Source organism: Microbulbifer litoralis (genome assembly GCF_023634065.1).
In the GTDB taxonomy this organism is placed as follows: domain Bacteria; phylum Pseudomonadota; class Gammaproteobacteria; order Pseudomonadales; family Cellvibrionaceae; genus Microbulbifer; species Microbulbifer litoralis.
On record NZ_JALKCV010000010.1, the window covers coordinates 121,951 to 142,327 of the forward strand.

Sequence of the window (20,377 nt, forward strand, 5' to 3'; positions counted from 1 at the left end):
GTCCACAGCCCGGCCGCTGGTTCATTCTTTATCACCGCTGCGGCGGTGCCTTTGAGTGCCCGGCGGGCTCCCATTTATTGTAGTTGTTTCACGGAATCGGTTTATGTTGCTTCAGTTGGACGGTGTCAGCCTGCGTTACGGAACCCAGGTACTGGCGGAAGAGGTCAGCGCCAAGGTCGCGCGCGGCGACCGCATCTGTCTGGTGGGGCGCAACGGTGAGGGAAAATCCAGTCTGTTGCGCCTGATTGCCGGGGAGATCGATGCAGATGGTGGCGAGGTTGTGCGCGCCAATAACCTGGTGCTGGCGAGCCTGGACCAGGAATTGCCGTCGGGTTGCCGCGACAGTGTCTACCGCTTCGTCGCCGGCGGTCTCGGCGACGTGGGCCTGTGGCTGGCCGACTACCGCGATGAGCCGGTTGCCGACCTGCAGGCGCGTATCGAATCCGCACACGGTTGGGACCTGATGCCGCGCATCGATGCGGTACTGGATCGCCTGGGCCTGAACGCAGGGGACTGGGTCGCGGACCTGTCCGGTGGCTGGCAGCGTCGCGCGGCGCTGGCGCGGGCACTGGTGATCGAGCCCGACCTGTTGATTCTCGACGAGCCCACCAACCACCTGGATATCGCCGCGGTGGAATGGCTGGAGAGTTTCCTCGCCAGTTACCGTGGCGCCCTGCTTTTCGTGACCCACGACCGCGCCCTGGCGCAGCGGCTGGCCACCAGTGTCTGGGACCTGGACCGCGGGCGGCTGACGGTATTCGAAACGGGTTTCAATCGCTACCAGGCCGACAAGGAAAAACTGCTGGAGGAGGAGGCCAGGAACGAGGCCCTGTTCGACAAGAAGCTGGCGCAGGAGGAGGCCTGGATTCGGCAGGGGATCAAGGCGCGGCGCACGCGCAACGAGGGGCGGGTGCGGTCGCTGCAGGCGCTGCGACGCCAGCGGGAGGCGCGCCGCGATCGCCAGGGCAGGGCGAAGCTGTCACTCGACGCCGGCGAGATGTCGGGCAAGCTGGTGGCGGAACTGGACGATGTCTCCTTCGCCTACCCCGGGGAGGCGCCCCTGATCCGCGATCTGTCATTCACCCTGATGCGCGGCGACAGGGTGGGCCTGATCGGCCCCAACGGCGCCGGCAAGAGTACCCTGATCCGCCTGTTGCTGGGTGAACTGCAGCCGGACGGCGGGAAGGTGCGCCTGGGTACCAAACAGCAGGTGGCCTACTTCGACCAGCGTCGCGACCAGCTGGATCCGGAGCAGACGGTGCTCGACAATATCGCCGGTGGGCGCGAGTCGATCACGGTCGGCGGCAAGAGCCGCCACGCCATGTCCTACCTGGCGGACTTTCTGTTCAGCGGCGTCAAGGCGCGCACCCGGGTGGAGGCGCTCAGCGGCGGTGAGCGCAACCGCGCGCTGCTGGCCAAGCTGTTCAGCCAACCGGCGAATATCCTGGTGCTCGACGAGCCCACCAACGACCTGGATGTGGAAACCCTCGAGCTGCTGGAGCAGCTGTTGCTGGATTTTCCCGGCACGGTGCTGCTGGTGAGCCACGACCGCGCCTTTCTCGACAATGTGGTGGATTCCTGCCTGGCGTTTGAAGGTGAGGGCGTGGTGCGCGAGTACGTGGGCGGCTACGCGGATTTCCTGCGCCAGGGAGGCAGCTTCGCGACGGCCGGGGACAGGGCGGCAGAGAAAGCGCAAAAACCGAAGGAAAAGCCGGCCCCAGCGCCGCAACCGCCACAGAAAAAGAAAAAACTCAGTTACAAGCTGCAGCGCGAACTGGACAGCCTGCCGGCGCTGATCGAACAGCTGGAGGAGGAGATCGGCGAACTGGAAACGGCCACGGCGCAGCCGGATTTCTACCAGCAGGAACAGGCGTTGGTGGAGGAAAAGTTGAAGTTGCTGGCGGACAGACAGGCGCAGCTGGAGGCCGCGTTCGAGCGCTGGGCAGAACTGGATCAGTGACCGAATGCGGAAATCGGGGACCGGGGAAGCCGCTCCCCGATCCCGCGGTCCGCTTATTGATCGTCCGCAGTGACCCGCACTGCCAGCACGTCACAACCGGCGCCGTGCAATACGCCGTTGGCGGTGGAGCCCAGCAGCAGGGCCAGGCCGTGGCGGCCGTGGCTGCCGATGACAATCAGGTCGCTCTCCTGTTCCTCTGCCAGGCGGTGCAGTTCGGTGGCCGGCTGGCCCAGCACGACGTGTTGTCGCTCCGCGGGTATATCCAGCTTGCCTGCACATTTGGCCAGCTGTTCCTGCGCCTGGGTCTGCAACTGTTCCTGGACTTCCGACAGGTCCATGGGAATGTCGCCGCCATAGGCAAAGGTCAGCGGTTCGATGATATGGGCCAGGCTGATCTCGGCGCCAAATGCCTTGCCGAGCTCCCCGGCTCTCTGCACTACCTGTTCCGTGTCCTCGGACAGGTCCAGGCCCACGAGTATGCGTTTGTAGCTGGCCATAAGCTTTCGCTCCTTTGAATCGGCTCCGAAGAATCAGCTTCGGGAATCCGCTGTCGGAATCGGTTCCGGGTCGATCGGTTTTCGCGCCTGTACCGCCTTTGCGCCCGATCGCCGTTGCAAAAAGTCTACTTTAAAAAAAACCGGTTGACACAAGTGGCGCGCCCAACCGCAAAATGGGCGCCATTTCCCTCTGACAAGGAGCGTTTATGTCCGGCTGGCTTCCCGTGATCATTATTCTGTTCGCCGTGGTGCTGGTGGTGGGCCCGGTCATGTGGCTGAAGCCCAGCGAGCGGGACCGGCGCCTGGCCAGTCTGCGCAGCGGTGCGGCCAAGTCCGGCCTGACAGTGCAGATGATGCCATTGCCGGCGGCGCTGGGCGAGGGGTCGGCCGCGGTCTATATCCGCCGCTGGGAGGACCGGCGGCGGCTGCAGACCGGATGGGTGCTCGAGCAGCAGCGGGTCGAACACGAGATGCATTTTTCCGGGCGCTGGGACTGGCGCAATGGCCGCGCGGCACCGGAGGCCGCGCAGGAGCCGCTGCGGACAATGCTGCTGGATTTGCCGGCGGATGCCTGTGCCGTTATCTCCACCGAGAGCGGCCTGGGAATCCAGTGGCGCGAGACCAGTGGCGATACCGGTGCGTCCAGGATCCGGCGGCTCCTGTCGGAATATCGCCCCACAATAGAGGAAGCGATACGTCTGCCGCGCCGCAATGAAGAAAAATTGGAGTAGCCTGCCGGGCGCGCTTTTGCGGGTCGCGAGATTGGCCCGGAGGCCACGGATCCCGCGGCCTCCGGCACCCCCGGCGGCAGTGCCGCAACGGCCGCCGGGCAGTTGCCCGGGCGACAAGAAATTGAATTGCTCGCTTGACCCTGCCGGGGGCGGGGCTTATATATTCGCGCAGCGCGACGCTTCACCGGCGCTTTGCCGGGCGTGCGGAAGCAGTAAATTTTCTATTTAAAATCAAGTGCTTATGGGTAAATCACTGGTCATCGTCGAGTCGCCGGCCAAAGCCAAAACCATCAACAAGTATCTCGGAAAGGACTTCGTGGTGAAGTCCAGTGTCGGCCATATTCGCGATTTGCCCACCGGCGGTGGCAACAAGCAGCCGGTCGATCCGAAAGAGCGCGCCCGCCGCGCCGCTGAGACCCGCAAACTGTCGCCGGAACAGAAGGTCATCTACAAGCGCAAGAAAAACCGCGAGCAGTTGATCAAACGCATGGGCATAGACCCGGATCACAACTGGGCCGCCCACTACGAAATCCTGCCGGGCAAGGAAAAGGTGGTCAGCGAACTGCGCAAGCTGGCGGAGAACGCCGACCAGATCTACCTGGCGACGGACTTGGACCGCGAGGGGGAGGCGATTGCCTGGCACCTGCGCGAAGCCATCGGTGGCAACGACGATCGCTACCGCCGGGTGGTGTTCAACGAGATCACCAAGTCGGCGATCCAGGAGGCATTCAAGGAGCCGGGTCGGCTGAATATCAACCGCGTCAACGCGCAGCAGGCGCGCCGTTTCCTCGATCGCATCGTCGGTTACATGGTGTCTCCACTGCTGTGGGAAAAGGTCGCCCGCGGCCTGTCCGCCGGCCGTGTGCAGTCGGTGGCGGTGCGCCTGGTGGTCGAGCGCGAGCGCGAAATCCGCGCATTCATTCCGGAAGAATACTGGAATATCTTCGCCGATACCGAAACGGCGAAGAGCGATGCGCTGCGCCTGGAAGTCAAGAAGCAGGCCGGTGCGGCCTTCCGCCCGACCAACGAGGAGCAGGCCAGCGCCGCGGTCAAGGCGTTGCAGGGCAGCGAGTATGCGGTCACCCAGCGCGACGACAAGCCCACCAGCTCCAAGCCGTCCGCGCCCTTTATCACCTCGACGCTGCAGCAGGCGGCCAGCAACCGCCTGGGCTTCAGCGTCAAGAAAACCATGATGCTGGCGCAGCGCCTCTACGAGGCCGGTCACATCACCTATATGCGGACAGATTCCACCAACCTGAGCCGGGAGGCGGTGGAGTCGGCGCGGGAATTTATCGGCGAGAACTACGGCGATAAATACCTGCCTTCGAGCCCCAACAGTTACTCCAGCAAGGAGGGCGCCCAGGAGGCGCACGAGGCGATCCGGCCGTCGGATGTGCGCGTGCAGCCGAATATGCTCTCCGGTGTCGAGCGCGATGCAGAGCGCCTGTACAACCTGATCTGGCAACAGTTCGTGGCCTGCCAGATGACGCCGGCCCAGTTCACTTCCACCTCGGTTGTGGTCAGTGCCGGTGATTTTGAACTGCGCGCCCGCGGCCGGGTGATCCGCTTCGACGGTTTTCTCAAGGTGGCCCCACCGTCCAACAAAAAGGAAGAGGATGCGGTCCTGCCGGACGTGAAGGTCGGGGACAAACTGTCGCTGAAAAAGCTGGATCCGAAACAGCACTTCACCAAGCCGCCGGCGCGCTACAGCGAAGCGGCGCTGGTCAAGGAGCTGGAAAAGCGCGGTATCGGCCGCCCGTCCACCTATGCCTCGATCATCTCCACCATCCAGGATCGCGGCTATGTGCGCCTGGAGAACCGCCGCTTCTACGCGGAGAAAATGGGCGATATCGTCACCGACCGCTTGAGCGAAAGCTTTACCAACCTGATGGACTACAGCTTTACCGCCAACCTGGAGGAGTCCCTGGACTCGGTGGCCGAGGGCGACCGGGGCTGGAAGGACCTGCTCGACGCGTTCTTCAAGGATTTCTCCGGACGCCTGGAAAAGGCCCAGGATGCCGACGACGGCATGCGCCGCAATACACCCACGGACACGGATATCGAGTGCAGCAAGTGCGGTCGCCACATGCAGATCCGCACCGGCTCCACCGGTGTCTTCCTCGGCTGTTCCGGCTATGCACTGCCGCCCAAGGAGCGCTGCACCAACACCATGAACCTGGTCTCCGGCGACGAGGCCGTGGATGCGGACAAGGATGAGGAGGCGGAATCCCGCCAGCTGCGCGACAAGCGCCGCTGCCCGAAATGCGGCACGGCCATGGACAGCTACCTGCTGGACGAACATCGCAAGCTGCATATCTGCGGCAACAACCCGGACTGCCCCGGCTACGAGGTGGAGAAGGGCACCTTCAAGATCAAGGGCTATGACGGCCCGGTGATCGAGTGCGACAAGTGCGGCAGCGATATGCAGCTGAAATCCGGCCGTTTCGGTAAATATTTCGGCTGCACCAACGAGGACTGCAAGAACACCCGCAAGCTGCTCAAGAGCGGCCAGCCAGCGCCGCCGAAGATGGATCCGGTGCCGATGCCGGAATTGCCCTGCCAGAAGGTGGACGACCACTACATCCTGCGCGACGGCGCCTCCGGGCTCTTCCTGGCGGCGAGCCAGTTCCCCAAGAACCGCGAGACCCGCGCGCCACTGATCAAGGAGATACTGCCGCACAAGGACGAGATCGATCCCAAGTACAGTTTCCTGTTCTCGGCGCCGAGCGAAGATGACCAGGGGCGCGACACTGTGGTGCGTTTCAGCCGCAAGACCCAGGAGCAGTATGTGCAGTCCGAGGAGGACGGCAAGGCGACCGGCTGGCGCGCCTTCTACCGCGACGGCAAGTGGCAGGTCGAGGCGGCCAGCAAGGCCAAGGCGACGACCAAGCGCAAACCTGCGCGCAAGAAGGCGGCGGCGAAAAGCAAATGAGCAATCCGTATACGGGCGCCGTGGCATCGGCGCTGCGCAAGGGCGAACTGCTGCTGTCACTGGAACAGGCGGCGCCGCTGCAGCAGGCGGCGGTGCTGGAGGCGGCCGTGTTGCACCTGTGGCGGGCGTACCGGGCGTTTCTCGCCGAGCTGGCCTACCAGCTGCAACTGAACAGTGAGCCGGAGTCGGCGCAGGCACTCGCCGAGCGGGCTACGGCGCTGGGCAAGACCTGCTCCGAAGCGGTGGAGTTGAGTGACCTGGCGGCAGACCCCGACAGCTGGCTGTCGCAGTTACAGGCCGCCTGGGTGCAGTTGTGGAGCTTCTCGGCGGAGAGCCGCCCGCACACGGCTGCCGACAACCTGATTCCCCTGCAGAACCTGTCTGCGCCGCAACCGGCGGCGCTCACCGAGACGCGGTTGCGGCAGTGGCACGCGGGCCTGGCGGAGCTGATCCGGCGCCAGCGGGCCCAGTCCGAGGAGTGGTGAGGCGACTTCCGGGTGCGGGTGTCCGCCGCCGATTTCTGGCTATTGGCGCGGGTGTGTTACCCTGCACACAATCTTTGGAAGTACAGAAGGGAGAAGTGAATGTCCTCCGAGACCTTTGAGATCATCGAGCTGGCCAACGGCGATGTGGCCCTGCGCCGCGCCGGTGAACGGGAGGACCCGCTCGTGCGTATTCACTTTTCCGAGGAGAGCCGCCATTTCCTGCGCGAACACAAAATCGCCATCGCCCGAGCGATGCTGGAAGCCGGCATAGAGGCGGTACAGAATATCGATGAGATCGACCCCGACTTCCACGAGGAAGAAGAACTGGAGCCGATCAACCACACCATTCATTGAATGCGGAGTTCCGCATTCAGCACTGTCTGATCACACCCACCGCCAGCCCCTCGATCGCAAAGCTGTTGTTGCGCATATCCACCTGAATCACGTCGAAGTCTTCGTTTTCCGGCAGTAGCTGCACCGTGGCCTGGTTGCCCTTGCGGCGGAAACGCTTGACTGTCACCTCGTCTTCAATTCGCGCCACGACGATCTGGCCGTTGCGGGCCTGGTCGGTTTTCTGCACTGCCAGCAGGTCGCCGTCGAGAATGCCCGCGTTGCGCATGCTCATGCCGTGTACGCGCAGCAGGTAGTCGGCCGGCGGGTGAAAGAAGTCCGTCGGCAGATCGCAGTAATCCTCGATGTTTTCCTCCGCCAGGATCGGGTTGCCGGCGGCCACGCGGCCGACGATCGGCAGGCCCGGCTGGTAGTCGGGGATACGGATGCCGCGGGAGGCGCCGGCCACCATTTCGATGGCTCCCTTGCGCGCCAGTGCCTTGAGGTGCTCCTCCGCGGCGTTGGGTGAGCGGAAGCCGAGTTCCCGGGCAATTTCCGCGCGCGTTGGGGGGTAGCCGGTTTCATCCAGATACACCTTGATCAACTCGAGCACCTGGCTCTGTCGGGCTGTGAGGTTGGTCATGGGCTTCACCTGGCCCGGGCGCGATGCCGGGCCGCTCCTTTCAGTTAATGGCAGTTAATGGCTGCCGATTCAGTTAATCGCTGCCGAGGACTCAAACGGTGCCCGTTTGCCGGCGGCCGCGCCGCTGTCTCGGGGCAGGTTTTCTTCTGTATTTATATACAGTTGCTGTGATTATATACAGATTTGCACGCCGCGCAATCTTTCCGGCAGCTGCTAAAGTGGAAGTGATCGGCGGATGCATGGAGGCACTTCGTCGCCGGGAAAAATAACAATGCGGTTGGAAAACGCGACAAAAAAGGGATAAGTAATAATGCTCGATGCAAAGATGCCGGAAGCCTGGCGGGTCCTGCGAATTCAATCGGAACTGGTGGACGGGATAGAGCGCCTGATTGCGCTCAGTGGCGCGGTTACCGTGTTCGGCAGTGCGCGCTTTGCGGAAGACAGCCCCGAGTACCGGCAGGGCGTGCGCCTGGGCGAGCTGCTCGCGGCCGAGGGCATCCCGGTGATTACCGGTGGCGGGCCGGGCCTGATGGAGGCCTGTAATCGCGGCGCCTATCCGCAGCCGGGTGCATCCATCGGCCTGAATATCGAATTGCCGTTCGAGCAGGTGGCCAATCCCTACCAGGACATCAGTCTGCATTTCCGCTACTTTTTTGTGCGCAAGTTCATGTTCGTCAAGCACGCAGTGGGGTTTATCGGGCTGCCCGGTGGCTACGGTACGCTGGATGAACTGTTCGAGGCGCTGACGCTGGTGCAGACACAGAAAGTGCGGCGTTTTCCGATCGTGCTGGTGGGGGAGCGCTACTGGGCGGGGCTGCGCAACTGGCTGGTGGATACCGTGCTGGAGAGCCGCTGCATCGACGCCGCCGACCTGGATCTGTTCCGGGTGGTGGATACCGTCGACGAGGCGGCGGAGGTGATCGTCGACTATATCCGCGGTCGCGAATAGGCGGTTCGTGCCCCGACCTGTCAGTAGCTGGATTCGTCGGTGCCGTCGAAGTGTTCGCCCTCGATGGTGTCGAGCGGATTGTTGAAATCCAGTTGGCCGGTATCCGGTGCGAGCTCCCGCGCGCTCAGGCCGTAGGCGATGTTTGCATCTTCCGGTGGCGCAGCGCCGGCGATGGGGAGGTTTTGCCACTGGTCCAGATCGTACTCATCGACGGTACCGTCCAGGTACTGGATTTCCACCGTGCGCTCGAGATCGTCGACTGCCACCACTTCGAACAGGTCGCCGTCCTCGATGTTCTCAAACCAGTTGCCGATATCCGGTTGCAGCTGTGCCATGGCTGTGTGCCTCTCTGCTTTTTTGCTCTCTCTCCAATCTAACGTCTGTGCCGCCGCGGCGGTAACGCGCCGGGCTGGCGCCTACTGTGCTAATCTGGTCCAATAATCCAAACGAGCGTTTTAATTGTCGGTTTGAATGGGTATGAGCCAGACGGATACAGTCAGTCGAATACTGGATGCGGCGGAGGTGCTGTTTGCCGAGCGCGGCTTCACCGAGACCTCCCTGCGCACCATCACCAGTACTGCCGGAGTCAATCTCGCCGCTGTAAATTACCATTTCGGCTCGAAAAAAGAATTGATACAGGCGGTATTCGAGCGCTTTTTGACGCCGTTTACCGATAGCCTGGTCGCAGACCTGGACCGGCGTGTCGCCGCCGGCGAGCGGCTGACGGTCGAGGGGCTGCTCGAGAGCCTCTACCGGACGGGCATGAACAGCCTGGCGGAGGAGGGGCGGGATCCACAGCGTTTCATGCGGCTGTTGGGCCTGGCCTATACCCAGTACCAGGGTCACCTGCGCCGCTTTATCGTGAGCCGTTACGGGAACAGCTACCGCCGCTTTGCCGGCCTGCTGGCCCAGGCGCTGCCGGGCCTCGACCCGGTCACATTCTACTGGCGGCTGTATTTCATGCTCGGTGCCACAATCTTCACCCTGTCGAGCTTCGACGCCATTGAGGCTATCCTGAGGGAGGATTTTGGCGCGCAGAGCAGCCTCCCCGAAGCGCTGGAGCGGCTGGTACCGGCCGCGGCGGCGATGCTCAAGGTCAATGCGGAATGAAGGATCATTTGCCTGGAACAAATTTGAACAGGCGAAGGTGGCCCGCGTCGCTTTCGGCTGGCACCGCGACTGCGCGCGTATTCCGCATCCATCACCCCGTAATAAGGAACTCCCATGCTCGGCCCGCTAATGATCGATGTCGATGGACTGGACCTCACCGCAGAGGACCGCGAACTGCTGCAGCACCCGCTGGTCGGGGGGCTGATCTTTTTTGCGCGCAATTACCGCGATCGCGCCCAGTTGCAGGAACTGGTGGCGGCCATTCGCGCAGTGCGGCCGGATATCCTGCTGGCGGTGGACCAGGAGGGCGGGCGGGTACAGCGTTTCCGCGACCAGTTCACCCGGTTGCCGTCCATGCAGGCGTTGACCGCGGTTGCCGATGAGGCACTGCTGCGCGACGCGGGCTGGCTGCTGGCGGCCGAGCTGCTGGCGGAGGGTATCGATTTCAGTTTTGCCCCGGTGCTGGACGCGGACGACCAACACTGCCGGATCGTCGGCGACCGCAGCTTCTGTGCCGACCCGGCGGGCGTGGCGGCCCGCGTACGCCCGTTTATGGCCGGTATGCACGAAGCGGGCATGGCCACGACCGGCAAGCATTTCCCGGGGCACGGCCACGTGCTGGAGGACAGCCACGAGGAACTGCCGGAGGACGAACGCACCCTGGAGCAGGTGATGGCTGGCGACGCGCTGCCGTTTGTCGAGTGCATCGGCGCCGGCGAGCTGGACGCGGTGATGCCGGCCCATATCCGCTTTGTCGAGGTGGACAGTCAGCCGGTGGGGTTTTCCCGCTTCTGGCTGCAGGACGTCCTGCGCGGCCAGCTGGATTTCGACGGAGTCATCTTCAGCGACGATCTGTCGATGGAGGGCGCCGGTGCCGCGGGCGGTTACGGGGCCAGGATCCGCGCCGCCCTGGATGCCGGCTGCGATATGGGGATCGTATGCAACAACCGCGCCGGCGCGCTGGAGGCGCTGCAGGCACTGGAGAACTTTTCCCCGCGGCGCGAGTCCAGTGACAGGTTACAGCGCATGCGCGGCCGATCGCAGGTAGAATCCCGAGCTGAACTGGAAGCCAGTGACCGCTGGCAGCGCACGCGGGCGAAACTGCTGGCGTTGGGGAATACCTGAATGCGCCCATGATGCCCGTCGGGCGGGGGTGTGAAGGGCGGAAGAGTTCGAGAGGAGTGTTATTCGGTGGACTCAATGAAAGAACTGGTGTTGTCCTGGGTGGGGGACAACCGTCTGTGGATAGTGGCCATTTTCCTGATTGTGCTGGCAACGGCGCTGGGTGCCTGGGTTTACGCGCGATTCGTGCGGCAGATGGCGGCCAGGGCGGAAACCACGGTGAACCCCTGGGACGACGCGCTGGTCGGCGCCCTGAATCCGCCGGGTTCGGTGCTGATCTGGCTGATGGGGTTGACCCTGGCCGCCGGGCGTGCCGGCACGGCCACCGGTGCCGAGGTTTTCAACCTGGCGCAGCCCCTGCGCGATGTGGGGCTTATCCTGGTAGTGGCCTGGTTCGCATGGCGCTTTTCCCACAACGCCGAGCGCAACCTGCGCGACCCGCGCTATATGGGCAAGCCGGTGGATGCGACCACGGTGCGGGCCGTGGGCAAGCTGGTGCGCGCGTCCATCATGATTACCGCCGGCATGGTGTTGATGCAGTATTTCAACTACAGCATCAGCGGCATACTGGCGTTCGGCGGTATCGGTGGCCTGGCGGTGGGCTTTGCGGCCAAGGACCTGCTGGCGAACTTCTTCGGCGGGCTGATGATCTACCTCGACCGGCCGTTCTCTGTCGGCGACTGGGTGCGTTCCCCGGACCAGGAGATCGAGGGCACGGTGGAGGATATCGGCTGGCGCCTGACCCGTATCCGCACTTTCGACAAGCGCCCCCTGTATATCCCCAACGGTATCTTTACCCAGATATCGGTGGAAAACCCCTCGCGTATGCTCAACCGGCGTATATACGAAACCGTGGGTATCCGATACGAGGATGCGCCGTTAATGGCAGCCATCGTGGACGATGTCAAAGCCATGTTGCTGCAACACCCGGAAATTGATGCCAACCAGACACTGATCGTCAATTTCAACAGCTTTGCGCCGTCGTCCCTGGATTTCTTTATTTACACATTTACCCGGACCACGGAATGGGTGCGCTACCACGAAATCAAGCAGGATGTATTGCTGAAGATATTACAGATTATCGAAGGTCACGGCGCCTCCTGTGCATTCCCGACCTCGACCCTGCATATCGCCGAACTCCCCGGAAGTGCCGCGGAAATGGCGGCCGGATAGGGCTTGGGCGATGGCGGGCCGCGGTACAAAAAAGCATGATCGGTCAGTTATTGGGGGAATGACCGCCTGATTTGGCGATTTATTGCCCATAAATGATAAACAGTAGTATTTATTTCATATTCAAAACTAGACACTGGCGCTGTTTTATCTAAGAATCGGACTACGTACACTGAGCATGACTTAGTGGACAGTGCAAGACAGTATTCGATATGGATATCCGTATCGATTACTGGTTTCGGGGAGGCGTTTTTCCCGCTTGCCTGCAGGGGAAGTAGAGGTAAACGCAATAACAATAATGAGGTTGTTTCAATGAGTGATCGCGTTACAGGTACCGTGAAGTGGTTTAATAACGCCCGGGGTTATGGCTTCATCACCTGTGGAGAAGGAACTGAAGATATTTTCGTGCACTACCGCAGCATTCGTGGCGAGGGTTACAAAACCCTGAACGAAGGCCAGGCTGTAGAGTTCGAAATGCAGAAGGGCGACAAGGGATTGCTGGCGGAAGACGTTGTTCCCTGTGAGTGATTCGTTCCGAATCGCCCAGAGTCGATAATTCCGTAGACAGGATCTGGTCCGGAAGCCCGGTGTTTCCACCAGATATCGGACCGGCGTCCCGAGCGCCGGCCGCCGAATCCGTCCGGGCGGGCCAGTCGGCCCGCTTTTCTCATTTCCGCAGTGCTGCCACGCCCGACCCGCAGGGTGCGCCGTGCGCACCATTGGCCGGAGTCCCGGGAAGGTACTACCCCCCCGCAACCATCCGCAGCAGCTGTCCGCAGAACCAGGCGGCGTAAGTGCCGAGTGCGTAGCCCATTACCGCCAGCAGCACGCCCACCGGCGCCAGTGACGGGTGGAAGGCCGCCGCCACGACCGGCGCCGAGGCGGCACCGCCCACGTTGGCCTGGCTGCCCACGGCCATGAAGAAGGTGGGGGCCTTGATCAGCTTGGCCACCAGCAGCATCAGGCCTGCGTGCACGGCCATCCAGATGGCGCCCAGCAGGAAGAGTTCGGGGCTGTCTTTCAGCGCGGTGATATCCATATGGGTGCCGATGGTAGCCACCAGGAAGTAGATAAACACCGAGCCGACCCTGGAGGCGCCGGCGCCCTCCAGTTTCTTCGCCGGGGAGAAAGCCGCGGCCACGCCCAGGGTGGTGGCGATGACGATCAGCCAGAAAAAAGAGCTGGTAAAGCTGAAGCGCGCCAGTTGCGGTGCATTGGCCTGGAACCAGGGTGCCAGCAGGTCGGCGCAGGCGTGGGCGATGGCGGTGATGCCGAAGCCCACCGCGGCGATCAGCATCAGGTCCGGCAGGCTGGGGATGCGGGCGTGCTTTTTCTGCATCGCCTCCACTTTTTCCCGCAGTACGGTAATGGACGACGTGTCAGCGCCGCGGCGGGCGTCCAGCTGTTTGGCGTTACCGGCCATGATCAGCAGCACCGCCATCCAGATATTGGCCACGATCACATCCACCGCCACCATGGCGGAGAACACCTGTCCGCCCACGTCGTAGATCTCTTTCATCGCCGCCTGGTTGGCGCCGCCGCCGATCCAGCTGCCGGCCACGGTGGTCATGCCGCGCCACACCGCCTCGGGGCCGGTCACATTCAGCATGTCGGGGTCGATCGCCGACATGATCAGCAGTGCGATGGGGCCGCCGATGGCGATACCCAGGGTGCCGGTCAGGAACATGATCAGCGCCTTGGGCCCCAGGTTGATGATGCCCTTGAGGTCGATACTCAGGGTCAACAGCACCAGGCTGGCCGGCAGCAGGTAGCGCGAGGCCACGAAATAGAGCTGGGAGTGCTCGGCATCGATAATACCGAAAGTGGTCAGCAGCGAGGGCAGGAAGTAGCACAGCAGCAGTGCCGGCACAAAGCGGTAGAAACGTTTCCAGAAGCGGTGCTCACTGCCCGCGGTGTAGAAGACAAAACCGAGAATGGCGGCGAGCATGCCGAGAATAACAGCGTCGTTGGTAATCATGGAGTCAAATAACAACGACCAATGATCACATATCGATGATCAGAGGCCATTGCCCTTACGTTGTTGGCTGGTTATCGATCGTGGTTCTTTGAGTTTTTATTGTTGGTATTCAGTCGCTATCGCTGGGTTCGACGGTGCGGACTTCGATCAGGATGCCGAAGGCGGGATTGTCGAGGTAGTGCAGTTCGCCGCTGCGCATGCGGCGCTCCTCGCGCAGCAGTGTGACGTGGCTTGCGTAGGCCGGTTCCGGCGCGGCGTCCGCGGCGACCGGCTCGAGCGGGGACGGGCTGGGGCCCATGTCCTGCGCCTGCAGGCCCATCGGCTCCTCGCCGGCGACAGCGGCGATTTCCGCCACCGGGCGGCTCGGCAGCAGGACGCCGCCGCCCTCGACGGGTTGGCCGCCGCCGAAGTCGTTCAGCCACAGGTCGGTGCTCAGGTGCAGGTAGCGGGACACACTCAGCTTGACGCTGCCCTCGAGGCGGTGGTGCTCGCCGAAAGTGTCGCCGCCGGCGATCAGGATGGCCGGCGAGTTGCGCTTGAGCTGCAGTACCTGTCGCCAGGCCTTGTGGAACAGGACCCGATAGCTGCCGCCCCGGTTCAGCGCGGCGGTCTTGTTGTTCAGGCGCGTGGCCACCGGGGACAGGAACAGGTTCTCTCCGTCGGCGGTATCGAAATCGACCCATTCTTCCGGGTACTGCAGCCGCGGCGCGGCGGGCCAGGTCTCGCGGGACTGCGCCATGCCCCCGGTGCGCTCGAAGACAATCATTTCGATTTCGAAGGTGGTGCCGGCGTAGTTGGCCGCCTGGGCGCCCGCGGCGGCCAGGGCCAGTACCAGGGTGGCGCAGAGCTGGGAAAGTCTTGTCATGCTGTTACCGCTGTAATCGTTATCTTTTGTTGCCTGTAGGAGCAGGGTCCTTGGAATCCCGTGCATGGTATCACTGGGCCAGTCGCTCCAACACTCCCGAGACCTGCTGCAGCCGCTGTTCCGGGCCCTCCTCGTCGAGCGCGAAGCTGAGCTGGTTGGCGCCGGCCAGCTGGTAGCGGCCGGGTTCCGTCTGCACCATCTTCACCAGCGTAAGCGGGTCGACCCGGGTATTCTCGGCAAACTCGATCCGGCCGCGCGCGGCGGAGGCCTCCAGTTTGCGGATGCCCATGCCGTCGGCCACAAGCTTGATCTCGGTGGTGCGGAACAGGTGTTTGACCGGCTCCGGCAGCAGGCCGAAGCGGTCGATCATTTCCACCTGCAACTCCTTCAGCTCTTCGACGTTGGCGGCGTTGGCGATGCGCTTGTACATCATCAGGCGGCCGTGCACGTCCGGCAGGTAGTCTTCCGGAATCAGCGCCGGTATCCGCAGGTTCACATCCACGGCCGGCGATTCCAGCGGCTGGTCGATATTGGGCGTCCTGCCCTCGCGGATGGCCTTTACGGCCTGGTCGAGCATCTCCATGTAGAGGCTGAAGCCGACGCTCTGGATCTGGCCGCTCTGCTCCTCGCCCAGCAGTTCGCCGGCGCCGCGGATCTCCAGGTCGTGGGTGGCCAGGGTAAAGCCGGCGCCCAGGTCCTGGGCCTCGCTGATGGCCTCCAGGCGCTTGACGGCGTCGCCGGTCATGGCGCGCTTGTTGGGCGTCAGCAGGTAGGCGTAGGCCTGGTGGTGGGAGCGGCCCACGCGGCCGCGCAGCTGGTGCAGCTGCGCCAGGCCGAACTTGTCGGCGCGCTCGATCAGGATGGTATTGGCGCTGGGCACGTCGATGCCCGTCTCGATGATGGTGGTGCAGACAAGGACATTGAAGCGCTTGTGGTAGAAGTCGCCCATCACCTGTTCCAGCTCGCGCTCGCGCATCTGGCCGTGGCCGACGGCGATGCGGGCCTCGGGCACCAGTTCCTCCAGCTCACGCGCGATGCGCTCGATGCTCTTGACCTCGTTGTGCAGGAAGTACACCTGGCCGCCGCGCAGAATCTCCCGCAGCACCGCCTCCTTGATCAGCGCCTCGTCGCGCTCGCGCACGAAGGTCTTGACCGACAGGCGCCGCGCCGGCGGCGTGGCGATCACCGACAGGTCGCGGATGCCGGCCATGGCCATGTTCAGCGTGCGCGGGATCGGCGTCGCCGTCAGGGTCAGGATATCCACCTCGGCGCGCAGGCTCTTCAGCCGTTCCTTCTGGCGCACACCGAAGCGGTGTTCCTCGTCGATGATCAGCAGGCCCAGGTTCTTGAAGTCCAGATCGCTCTGCAGCAGCTTGTGGGTGCCGACCAGGATATCCACCTGGCCGCTGGCGACCCGCTCCTTGACGCTCTCGATCTCCTTGCCGGAACGGAAGCGCGATACCACCTCCACGTTCAGCGGCCAGTCGGCAAAACGGTCCTGGAACGACTGGAAGTGCTGCTGGGCCAGCAGGGTGGTGGGCACCAGCATGGCCACCTGCTTGCCGGCGTGGGCGGCGACGAAGGCCGCGCGCATGGCGACTTCGGTTTTTCCGAAACCGACATCGCCGCAGACCAGTCGATCCATCGGTTTTTCCGACAGCATGTCGGCTACCACGGCCTCGATGGCCTGCTGCTGGTCCGGCGTTTCCTCGAACGGGAAACCGGCGGCAAACTCGCGGTAGGCGAGCCCGGGGTTGTCGAAGGCGTGGCCGCGGCGTGCCTCGCGGCGGGCGTAGATGTCCAGCAGTTCGGCGGCGGCGTCGCGGACCTTCTCCGCGGCCCTGCGCTTGGCTTTCTGCCACTGCTCGCTGCCCAGCTTGTGTTGCGGCGCCAGCGCCTCGTCGGCGCCGGAATAGCGGCTGATCAGGTGCAGGGCGGCCACCGGTACGTACAGCTTGGCCTCGTCGGCGTATTCCAGGGTCAGGAATTCCGCCGGCTGTCCGTCGATCTCCAGATGCTGCAGGCCGCGGTAGCGGCCGACGCCGTGGTCGATATGCACCACCGGCGCGCCGATGCGCAGCTCGGCCAGGTTCCTGACCGCGTTGTCGGCGTCGTCCTTGGCTTTCTTGCGCCGGCGCTGCTGCAGCACGCGGTCGCCGAACAGCTGCGGCTCGGCGATCAGGTTCAGGGCGGGGTCGTCCAGCTTCAGGCCCTGGTCCAGCGGCGCCACGGTGATGCCGAACGGCTCGTCGCTGGCGACGAAGTCCGACCAGCTGTCGAAGTGGGGCGGTTTGAGGCGGATGCCCTGCAGCAACTCCAGCAGCGACTCGCGCCGGCCGCCGCTCTCGGCACAGAAGAGCACGCGCCCGGCGTACTCCATCAGGTAGCTCTCCAGCGCCGCCAGCGGCTGCTCGGACTTGCCGTCCACCGGCAGCCGGGGCGGCACCTCGGTGGCGAAATTGTGATTGCCCTGGGCCCGCGGCAGTGTCTCGGCCGAGAAGATGGCGCGCGGCATCTGCTTCAGCGCCGCATTGCACTCGGCGATATCCAGCAGGATCCTGCGCGGCGGCAGGATCGGGCGGGTCAGGTCGCCGCGGCGGCTTTCATACCGGTTGCCGACTTCGCGCCAGAAGTTCTCCAGCGGTTCCTGGATGTCGCCCTGCAGCATGGCGATGCTGCCCTCCGGCAGGTAATCGAACAGGCTCGCGCAGCGGTCGCCGAAAAACAGCGGCAGGTAGTACTCGATCCCGGCCGGCGCGATGCCGGCCTGGATGTCCTGGTAGATCGGCACCTGGCCCGGGTCGCAGTCGAACTGTTCGTGCCAGTTGACCAGGAATTCGCTCAGTGCGGCCTTGTGCAGCGGAAACTCGCGCGCCGGCAACAGGTCGATGCTGTCCACCCGGTCGACGGTGCGCTGGGTCTCCGGGTCGAAGGTGCGCAGGGATTCGATCTCGTCGTCGAACAGGTCGATGCGGTAGGGCAGGCGGCTGCCCATCGGGAATATGTCCATCAGCGCGCCGCGCACGGCAAATTCGCCGTGCTCGTAGACGGTGTCCACGCAGTGGTAGCCGGCCTGCTCCAGCAGCCGGCGCTGGATGTCCATGTCGAACTGCTCGCCCTCGTTCAGTACCAGAGCGTTGCCGGCCACATAGTCCCGCGGCGGCAGCCGGTGCAGCAGTGTGCTGACCGGCACGATGACGATGCCCCGGCCCATGCGCGGCAGCCGGTACAGGGTGGCGAGGCGGTCGGAGATGATGTCCTGGTGCGGCGAAAAGGTGTCGTAGGGCAGGATTTCCCAGTCCGGGAAATGGAAGATCTCCAGCGCTTCGCCGGCGCCGCCATCTCGCCCGGGCTTGTTAAAAAATTTCAGCTGCACCTCCAATCGGTGCGCCTCGAGGCTGTCGCGGGCGATCAGCAGGGTGGGGGCGTCGGCCCGGCGGGCGGCGTTCAGGATCGCCAGCGAGGCGGCCGCGCCGTGCAGCTGCCCCCAGAATTGCCGGTCACTGGAACTGCGGAAGTCCGGGGGGGACAGGGTGTGTAATTCGGTCATCTTTCCTTATATATCCGCGCTTTCGGTCGGAGCTGGGCTCGGGGGACGCTATTGTAACGGTGAACTCCCGCGGGTGCAGTGGCGGGATAAAAACGGGTGGTTGAAACAGGGCCCCGGAGACGGAAAGGTCCCGCTTTTGCCCGCTGGTGAATTGGTAGTTTTACTACAGATTTTTGCCGTTTTTTTGTGCGGTTGCGCGCCTGCGGTGCAGTGCCTATATTCCGCAGCCACGCGGTCGGGCCCCGGCTCGCAGGCCGCGAATTTCCCGCCTACAAATCACATTGCAGAGGTGTCTGACAGTGACTCAGAAGCGACCAAAGCCCGCTGACTTTTTCAAGGACTGGAAAGAGCGCGAAGCGCTGGCCGAAGCCATGATCCCGATGATCGGCAAGCTCAACCGCGAGCGCAACGTCGGTATCTATATGTACGGCCGCAACCTGGTGAACCGCTCCGTGCTGAGCATCATGAAGGCGCACCGCTTTGTGCGGCAGGTCGAGGAGAACGAGCTCTCTGAGTGGGAAACCTTCCCGGTGCTGGAGGCCATCTGCAAGCTGGACCTGGGGCCGGTGCATATCGACCTGGGTACCCTGACCAACAAGTTCATGCGCGACGGCAACGGCCTGTCCGTAGACGAATTCGTCCAGCGGGAGCTGGTCGACGCCGAGGGCGCCGGCAAACCGCTGCCGGAGCCGCGCGACGTGGTGATCTACGGCTTCGGCCGCATCGGCCGCCTGGTGGCGCGCCTGTTGATCGACAAGGCCGGCAGCGGCGATGTACTGCGCCTGCGCGCCATCGTGCTGCGCAAGGGCAAGGCGCCGAACGACCTGGTCAAGCGCGCGTCGCTGCTGCGCCGCGATTCGGTTCACGGCGCCTTCAAGGGCACCATCCGCGTGGATGAAGAGACCAGCAGCCTGATCTGCAACGGCAACGAAATCAAGGTGATCTACGCCGATTCCCCGCAGGAGGTGGATTACACCGAACACGGTATCCACGACGCCATCATCGTCGACAGCACCGGTGTCTGGCGCGACGAGGCCGGCCTGAGCAAGCACCTGGAAAGCCGGGGCGCCTCCAAAGTGATCCTGACTGCGCCGGGCAAGGGCGATATCAAGAATGTCGTCTACGGCATCAACAATGGCGAGATCACCGACGACGACAAGATCCTGTCCGCGGCTTCCTGTACCACCAACGCCATCGTGCCGGTGCTGAAGGCGATGATGGACGGCTTCGGTGTCGAGCACGGCCACGTGGAGACGGTACACGCCTACACCAACGACCAGAACCTGATCGACAACTACCACAAGGGCGAGCGCCGCGGCCGCGCCGCCGCGCTGAACATGGTGTTGACCGAGACCGGCGCTGCCAAGGCGGTGGCCAAGGCGCTGCCGGAGCTGAAGGGCAAGCTGACCGGCAATGCCATCCGCGTGCCGACCCCGAACGTGTCCATGGCGATCCTGAACCTGAACCTGGGCCGCGAGACCACCAAGGATGAGGTCAACGACTACATGCGCGAGGTGGCGCTGCACTCGCCGCTGCGCCAGCAGATCGACTACACCAACTCCCCGGAAGTGGTCTCCAGCGACTTCGTCGGCTCCCGCCGCGCCTGTGTGTTCGACTCCATCGCCACCATCGTCGATGGCAAGAACGCCGTGCTCTACTGCTGGTACGACAACGAGTTCGGCTACAGCTGCCAGGTGGTACGCTGCCTGGAGGATATGGCCGGCGTCCGCTACGAGCTGTTCCCGAAAAAGGATTGATGCGCCGGGCCCGCGGGCCCTGCGGGGCGGTTGTGCAGGCCGCCCGGCGACCGGGCTGAAGGGCCCGGCCGCCCCGGCCAACTCCCTCAAATCCCTGTTTTTTCAGCAAAATTTTCCTATCGGTTCGTCGATTCGCGGGCTGGCACTCTGGTAAACCTCCCGTCCCATCTTTATAATGCGCGCGATTTTGGCGGGGCCGCCGTGCGCCGAGAAGTTCTCTCCTGTCCCGATCCCGGGCAAAGCGGTTTAAGCCCTCGCATACGCGCGAATTCCCAAAGAGTGACTTCGCGATCCGGGC

The 20,377-nt window shown here is 63.6% G+C and carries 17 protein-coding genes; 11 read left to right on the forward strand and 6 right to left on the reverse strand.

Annotated elements, in window-relative coordinates:
• The first annotated feature begins 103 nt into the window (after window positions 1-103).
• Window positions 104-1,960, forward strand: a complete 1,857-nt coding sequence (locus MWN76_RS15065; protein WP_250462507.1) for an ATP-binding cassette domain-containing protein — start codon at window positions 104-106, stop codon at window positions 1,958-1,960.
• A gap of 53 nt (window positions 1,961-2,013) precedes the next feature.
• Here the strand turns inward: MWN76_RS15065 and MWN76_RS15070 are convergent, their stop codons facing one another.
• Window positions 2,014-2,457: a universal stress protein gene (locus MWN76_RS15070; RefSeq protein ID WP_250462511.1), complete on the reverse strand. Its 444-nt coding sequence runs from the start codon at window positions 2,455-2,457 to the stop codon at window positions 2,014-2,016.
• A gap of 206 nt (window positions 2,458-2,663) precedes the next feature.
• Between MWN76_RS15070 and MWN76_RS15075 the strand changes: the two genes are divergently transcribed.
• From MWN76_RS15075 to MWN76_RS15090, 4 genes are all read left to right on the forward strand, one after another.
• Window positions 2,664-3,188, forward strand: a complete 525-nt coding sequence (locus MWN76_RS15075; RefSeq protein ID WP_250462514.1) for a hypothetical protein — start codon at window positions 2,664-2,666, stop codon at window positions 3,186-3,188.
• A gap of 241 nt (window positions 3,189-3,429) precedes the next feature.
• Entirely contained in the window at window positions 3,430-6,120 is a 2,691-nt protein-coding gene (topA, locus tag MWN76_RS15080) for a type I DNA topoisomerase (protein WP_250462518.1), read from the forward strand.
• Window positions 6,117-6,605, forward strand: a complete 489-nt coding sequence (locus MWN76_RS15085; protein ID WP_250462521.1) for a DUF6586 family protein — start codon at window positions 6,117-6,119, stop codon at window positions 6,603-6,605. Before topA ends, MWN76_RS15085 begins: the two co-directional genes overlap by 4 nt.
• Window positions 6,606-6,704: 99 nt before the next feature.
• Entirely contained in the window at window positions 6,705-6,959 is a 255-nt protein-coding gene (locus MWN76_RS15090; RefSeq protein WP_250462522.1) for a hypothetical protein, read from the forward strand.
• 16 nt (window positions 6,960-6,975) lie between these two features.
• On the opposite strand, the gene lexA is transcribed toward MWN76_RS15090, so the two are convergent.
• Complete coding sequence (gene lexA / locus MWN76_RS15095; protein WP_250462525.1) at window positions 6,976-7,578, reverse strand: transcriptional repressor LexA; 603 nt, start codon at window positions 7,576-7,578, stop codon at window positions 6,976-6,978.
• Between the two features lie 310 nt (window positions 7,579-7,888).
• Here lexA and MWN76_RS15100 point away from each other — a divergent pair, with 310 nt between their 5' ends.
• Window positions 7,889-8,527, forward strand: a complete 639-nt coding sequence (locus tag MWN76_RS15100; protein ID WP_250462528.1) for an LOG family protein — start codon at window positions 7,889-7,891, stop codon at window positions 8,525-8,527.
• 20 nt (window positions 8,528-8,547) lie between these two features.
• Here the strand turns inward: MWN76_RS15100 and MWN76_RS15105 are convergent, their stop codons facing one another.
• Window positions 8,548-8,862 (reverse strand): DUF6763 family protein, encoded by a 315-nt coding sequence (locus MWN76_RS15105; protein WP_250462531.1) that lies wholly within the window; start codon window positions 8,860-8,862, stop codon window positions 8,548-8,550.
• Window positions 8,863-9,004: 142 nt separating this feature from the next.
• Here MWN76_RS15105 and MWN76_RS15110 point away from each other — a divergent pair, with 142 nt between their 5' ends.
• From MWN76_RS15110 to MWN76_RS15125, 4 genes are all read left to right on the forward strand, one after another.
• Entirely contained in the window at window positions 9,005-9,637 is a 633-nt protein-coding gene (locus MWN76_RS15110; RefSeq protein WP_250462533.1) for a TetR/AcrR family transcriptional regulator, read from the forward strand.
• A 114-nt stretch (window positions 9,638-9,751) separates the two neighbouring features.
• The gene (gene nagZ, locus MWN76_RS15115; RefSeq protein ID WP_250462534.1) at window positions 9,752-10,762 is read left to right on the forward strand and encodes a beta-N-acetylhexosaminidase; all 1,011 of its coding nucleotides are present in this window, start codon (window positions 9,752-9,754) and stop codon (window positions 10,760-10,762) included.
• A 75-nt stretch (window positions 10,763-10,837) separates the two neighbouring features.
• Window positions 10,838-11,932: a mechanosensitive ion channel family protein gene (locus MWN76_RS15120; RefSeq protein ID WP_250462635.1), complete on the forward strand. Its 1,095-nt coding sequence runs from the start codon at window positions 10,838-10,840 to the stop codon at window positions 11,930-11,932.
• 309 nt (window positions 11,933-12,241) lie between these two features.
• Window positions 12,242-12,457 carry a cold-shock protein gene (locus MWN76_RS15125; RefSeq protein WP_067081471.1) on the forward strand — a complete coding sequence of 72 codons (216 nt, stop codon included), beginning with the start codon at window positions 12,242-12,244 and terminating at the stop codon, window positions 12,455-12,457.
• Between the two features lie 214 nt (window positions 12,458-12,671).
• Here the strand turns inward: MWN76_RS15125 and MWN76_RS15130 are convergent, their stop codons facing one another.
• The 3 genes from MWN76_RS15130 to mfd all read right to left on the reverse strand — a co-directional run bounded on the left by MWN76_RS15130 (window position 12,672) and on the right by mfd (window position 18,322).
• Complete coding sequence (locus tag MWN76_RS15130; protein ID WP_250462537.1) at window positions 12,672-13,907, reverse strand: DUF819 family protein; 1,236 nt, start codon at window positions 13,905-13,907, stop codon at window positions 12,672-12,674.
• Window positions 13,908-14,016: 109 nt separating this feature from the next.
• Complete coding sequence (locus MWN76_RS15135) at window positions 14,017-14,772, reverse strand: CsiV family protein (protein ID WP_250462539.1); 756 nt, start codon at window positions 14,770-14,772, stop codon at window positions 14,017-14,019.
• A 70-nt stretch (window positions 14,773-14,842) separates the two neighbouring features.
• Entirely contained in the window at window positions 14,843-18,322 is a 3,480-nt protein-coding gene (gene mfd / locus MWN76_RS15140) for a transcription-repair coupling factor (protein WP_250462541.1), read from the reverse strand.
• Between the two features lie 293 nt (window positions 18,323-18,615).
• Here mfd and MWN76_RS15145 point away from each other — a divergent pair, with 293 nt between their 5' ends.
• Complete coding sequence (locus MWN76_RS15145) at window positions 18,616-20,079, forward strand: glyceraldehyde-3-phosphate dehydrogenase (RefSeq protein ID WP_250462637.1); 1,464 nt, start codon at window positions 18,616-18,618, stop codon at window positions 20,077-20,079.
• Window positions 20,080-20,377: the final 298 nt, after the last annotated feature.

What these genes read in the sequence shown, in the direction of transcription:
- MWN76_RS15065 (WP_250462507.1), top strand. Translation starts at nt 104, where the DNA reads ATGTTGCTTCAGTTGGACGGTGTCAGCCTGCGTTACGGAACCCAGGTA.
- MWN76_RS15070 (WP_250462511.1), bottom strand. Translation starts at nt 2,457, where the DNA reads ATGGCCAGCTACAAACGCATACTCGTGGGCCTGGACCTGTCCGAGGAC.
- MWN76_RS15075 (WP_250462514.1), top strand. Translation starts at nt 2,664, where the DNA reads ATGTCCGGCTGGCTTCCCGTGATCATTATTCTGTTCGCCGTGGTGCTG.
- topA (WP_250462518.1), top strand. Translation starts at nt 3,430, where the DNA reads ATGGGTAAATCACTGGTCATCGTCGAGTCGCCGGCCAAAGCCAAAACC.
- MWN76_RS15085 (WP_250462521.1), top strand. Translation starts at nt 6,117, where the DNA reads ATGAGCAATCCGTATACGGGCGCCGTGGCATCGGCGCTGCGCAAGGGC.
- MWN76_RS15090 (WP_250462522.1), top strand. Translation starts at nt 6,705, where the DNA reads ATGTCCTCCGAGACCTTTGAGATCATCGAGCTGGCCAACGGCGATGTG.
- lexA (WP_250462525.1), bottom strand. Translation starts at nt 7,578, where the DNA reads ATGACCAACCTCACAGCCCGACAGAGCCAGGTGCTCGAGTTGATCAAG.
- MWN76_RS15100 (WP_250462528.1), top strand. Translation starts at nt 7,889, where the DNA reads ATGCTCGATGCAAAGATGCCGGAAGCCTGGCGGGTCCTGCGAATTCAA.
- MWN76_RS15105 (WP_250462531.1), bottom strand. Translation starts at nt 8,862, where the DNA reads ATGGCACAGCTGCAACCGGATATCGGCAACTGGTTTGAGAACATCGAG.
- MWN76_RS15110 (WP_250462533.1), top strand. Translation starts at nt 9,005, where the DNA reads ATGAGCCAGACGGATACAGTCAGTCGAATACTGGATGCGGCGGAGGTG.
- nagZ (WP_250462534.1), top strand. Translation starts at nt 9,752, where the DNA reads ATGCTCGGCCCGCTAATGATCGATGTCGATGGACTGGACCTCACCGCA.
- MWN76_RS15120 (WP_250462635.1), top strand. Translation starts at nt 10,838, where the DNA reads ATGAAAGAACTGGTGTTGTCCTGGGTGGGGGACAACCGTCTGTGGATA.
- MWN76_RS15125 (WP_067081471.1), top strand. Translation starts at nt 12,242, where the DNA reads ATGAGTGATCGCGTTACAGGTACCGTGAAGTGGTTTAATAACGCCCGG.
- MWN76_RS15130 (WP_250462537.1), bottom strand. Translation starts at nt 13,907, where the DNA reads ATGATTACCAACGACGCTGTTATTCTCGGCATGCTCGCCGCCATTCTC.
- MWN76_RS15135 (WP_250462539.1), bottom strand. Translation starts at nt 14,772, where the DNA reads ATGACAAGACTTTCCCAGCTCTGCGCCACCCTGGTACTGGCCCTGGCC.
- mfd (WP_250462541.1), bottom strand. Translation starts at nt 18,322, where the DNA reads ATGACCGAATTACACACCCTGTCCCCCCCGGACTTCCGCAGTTCCAGT.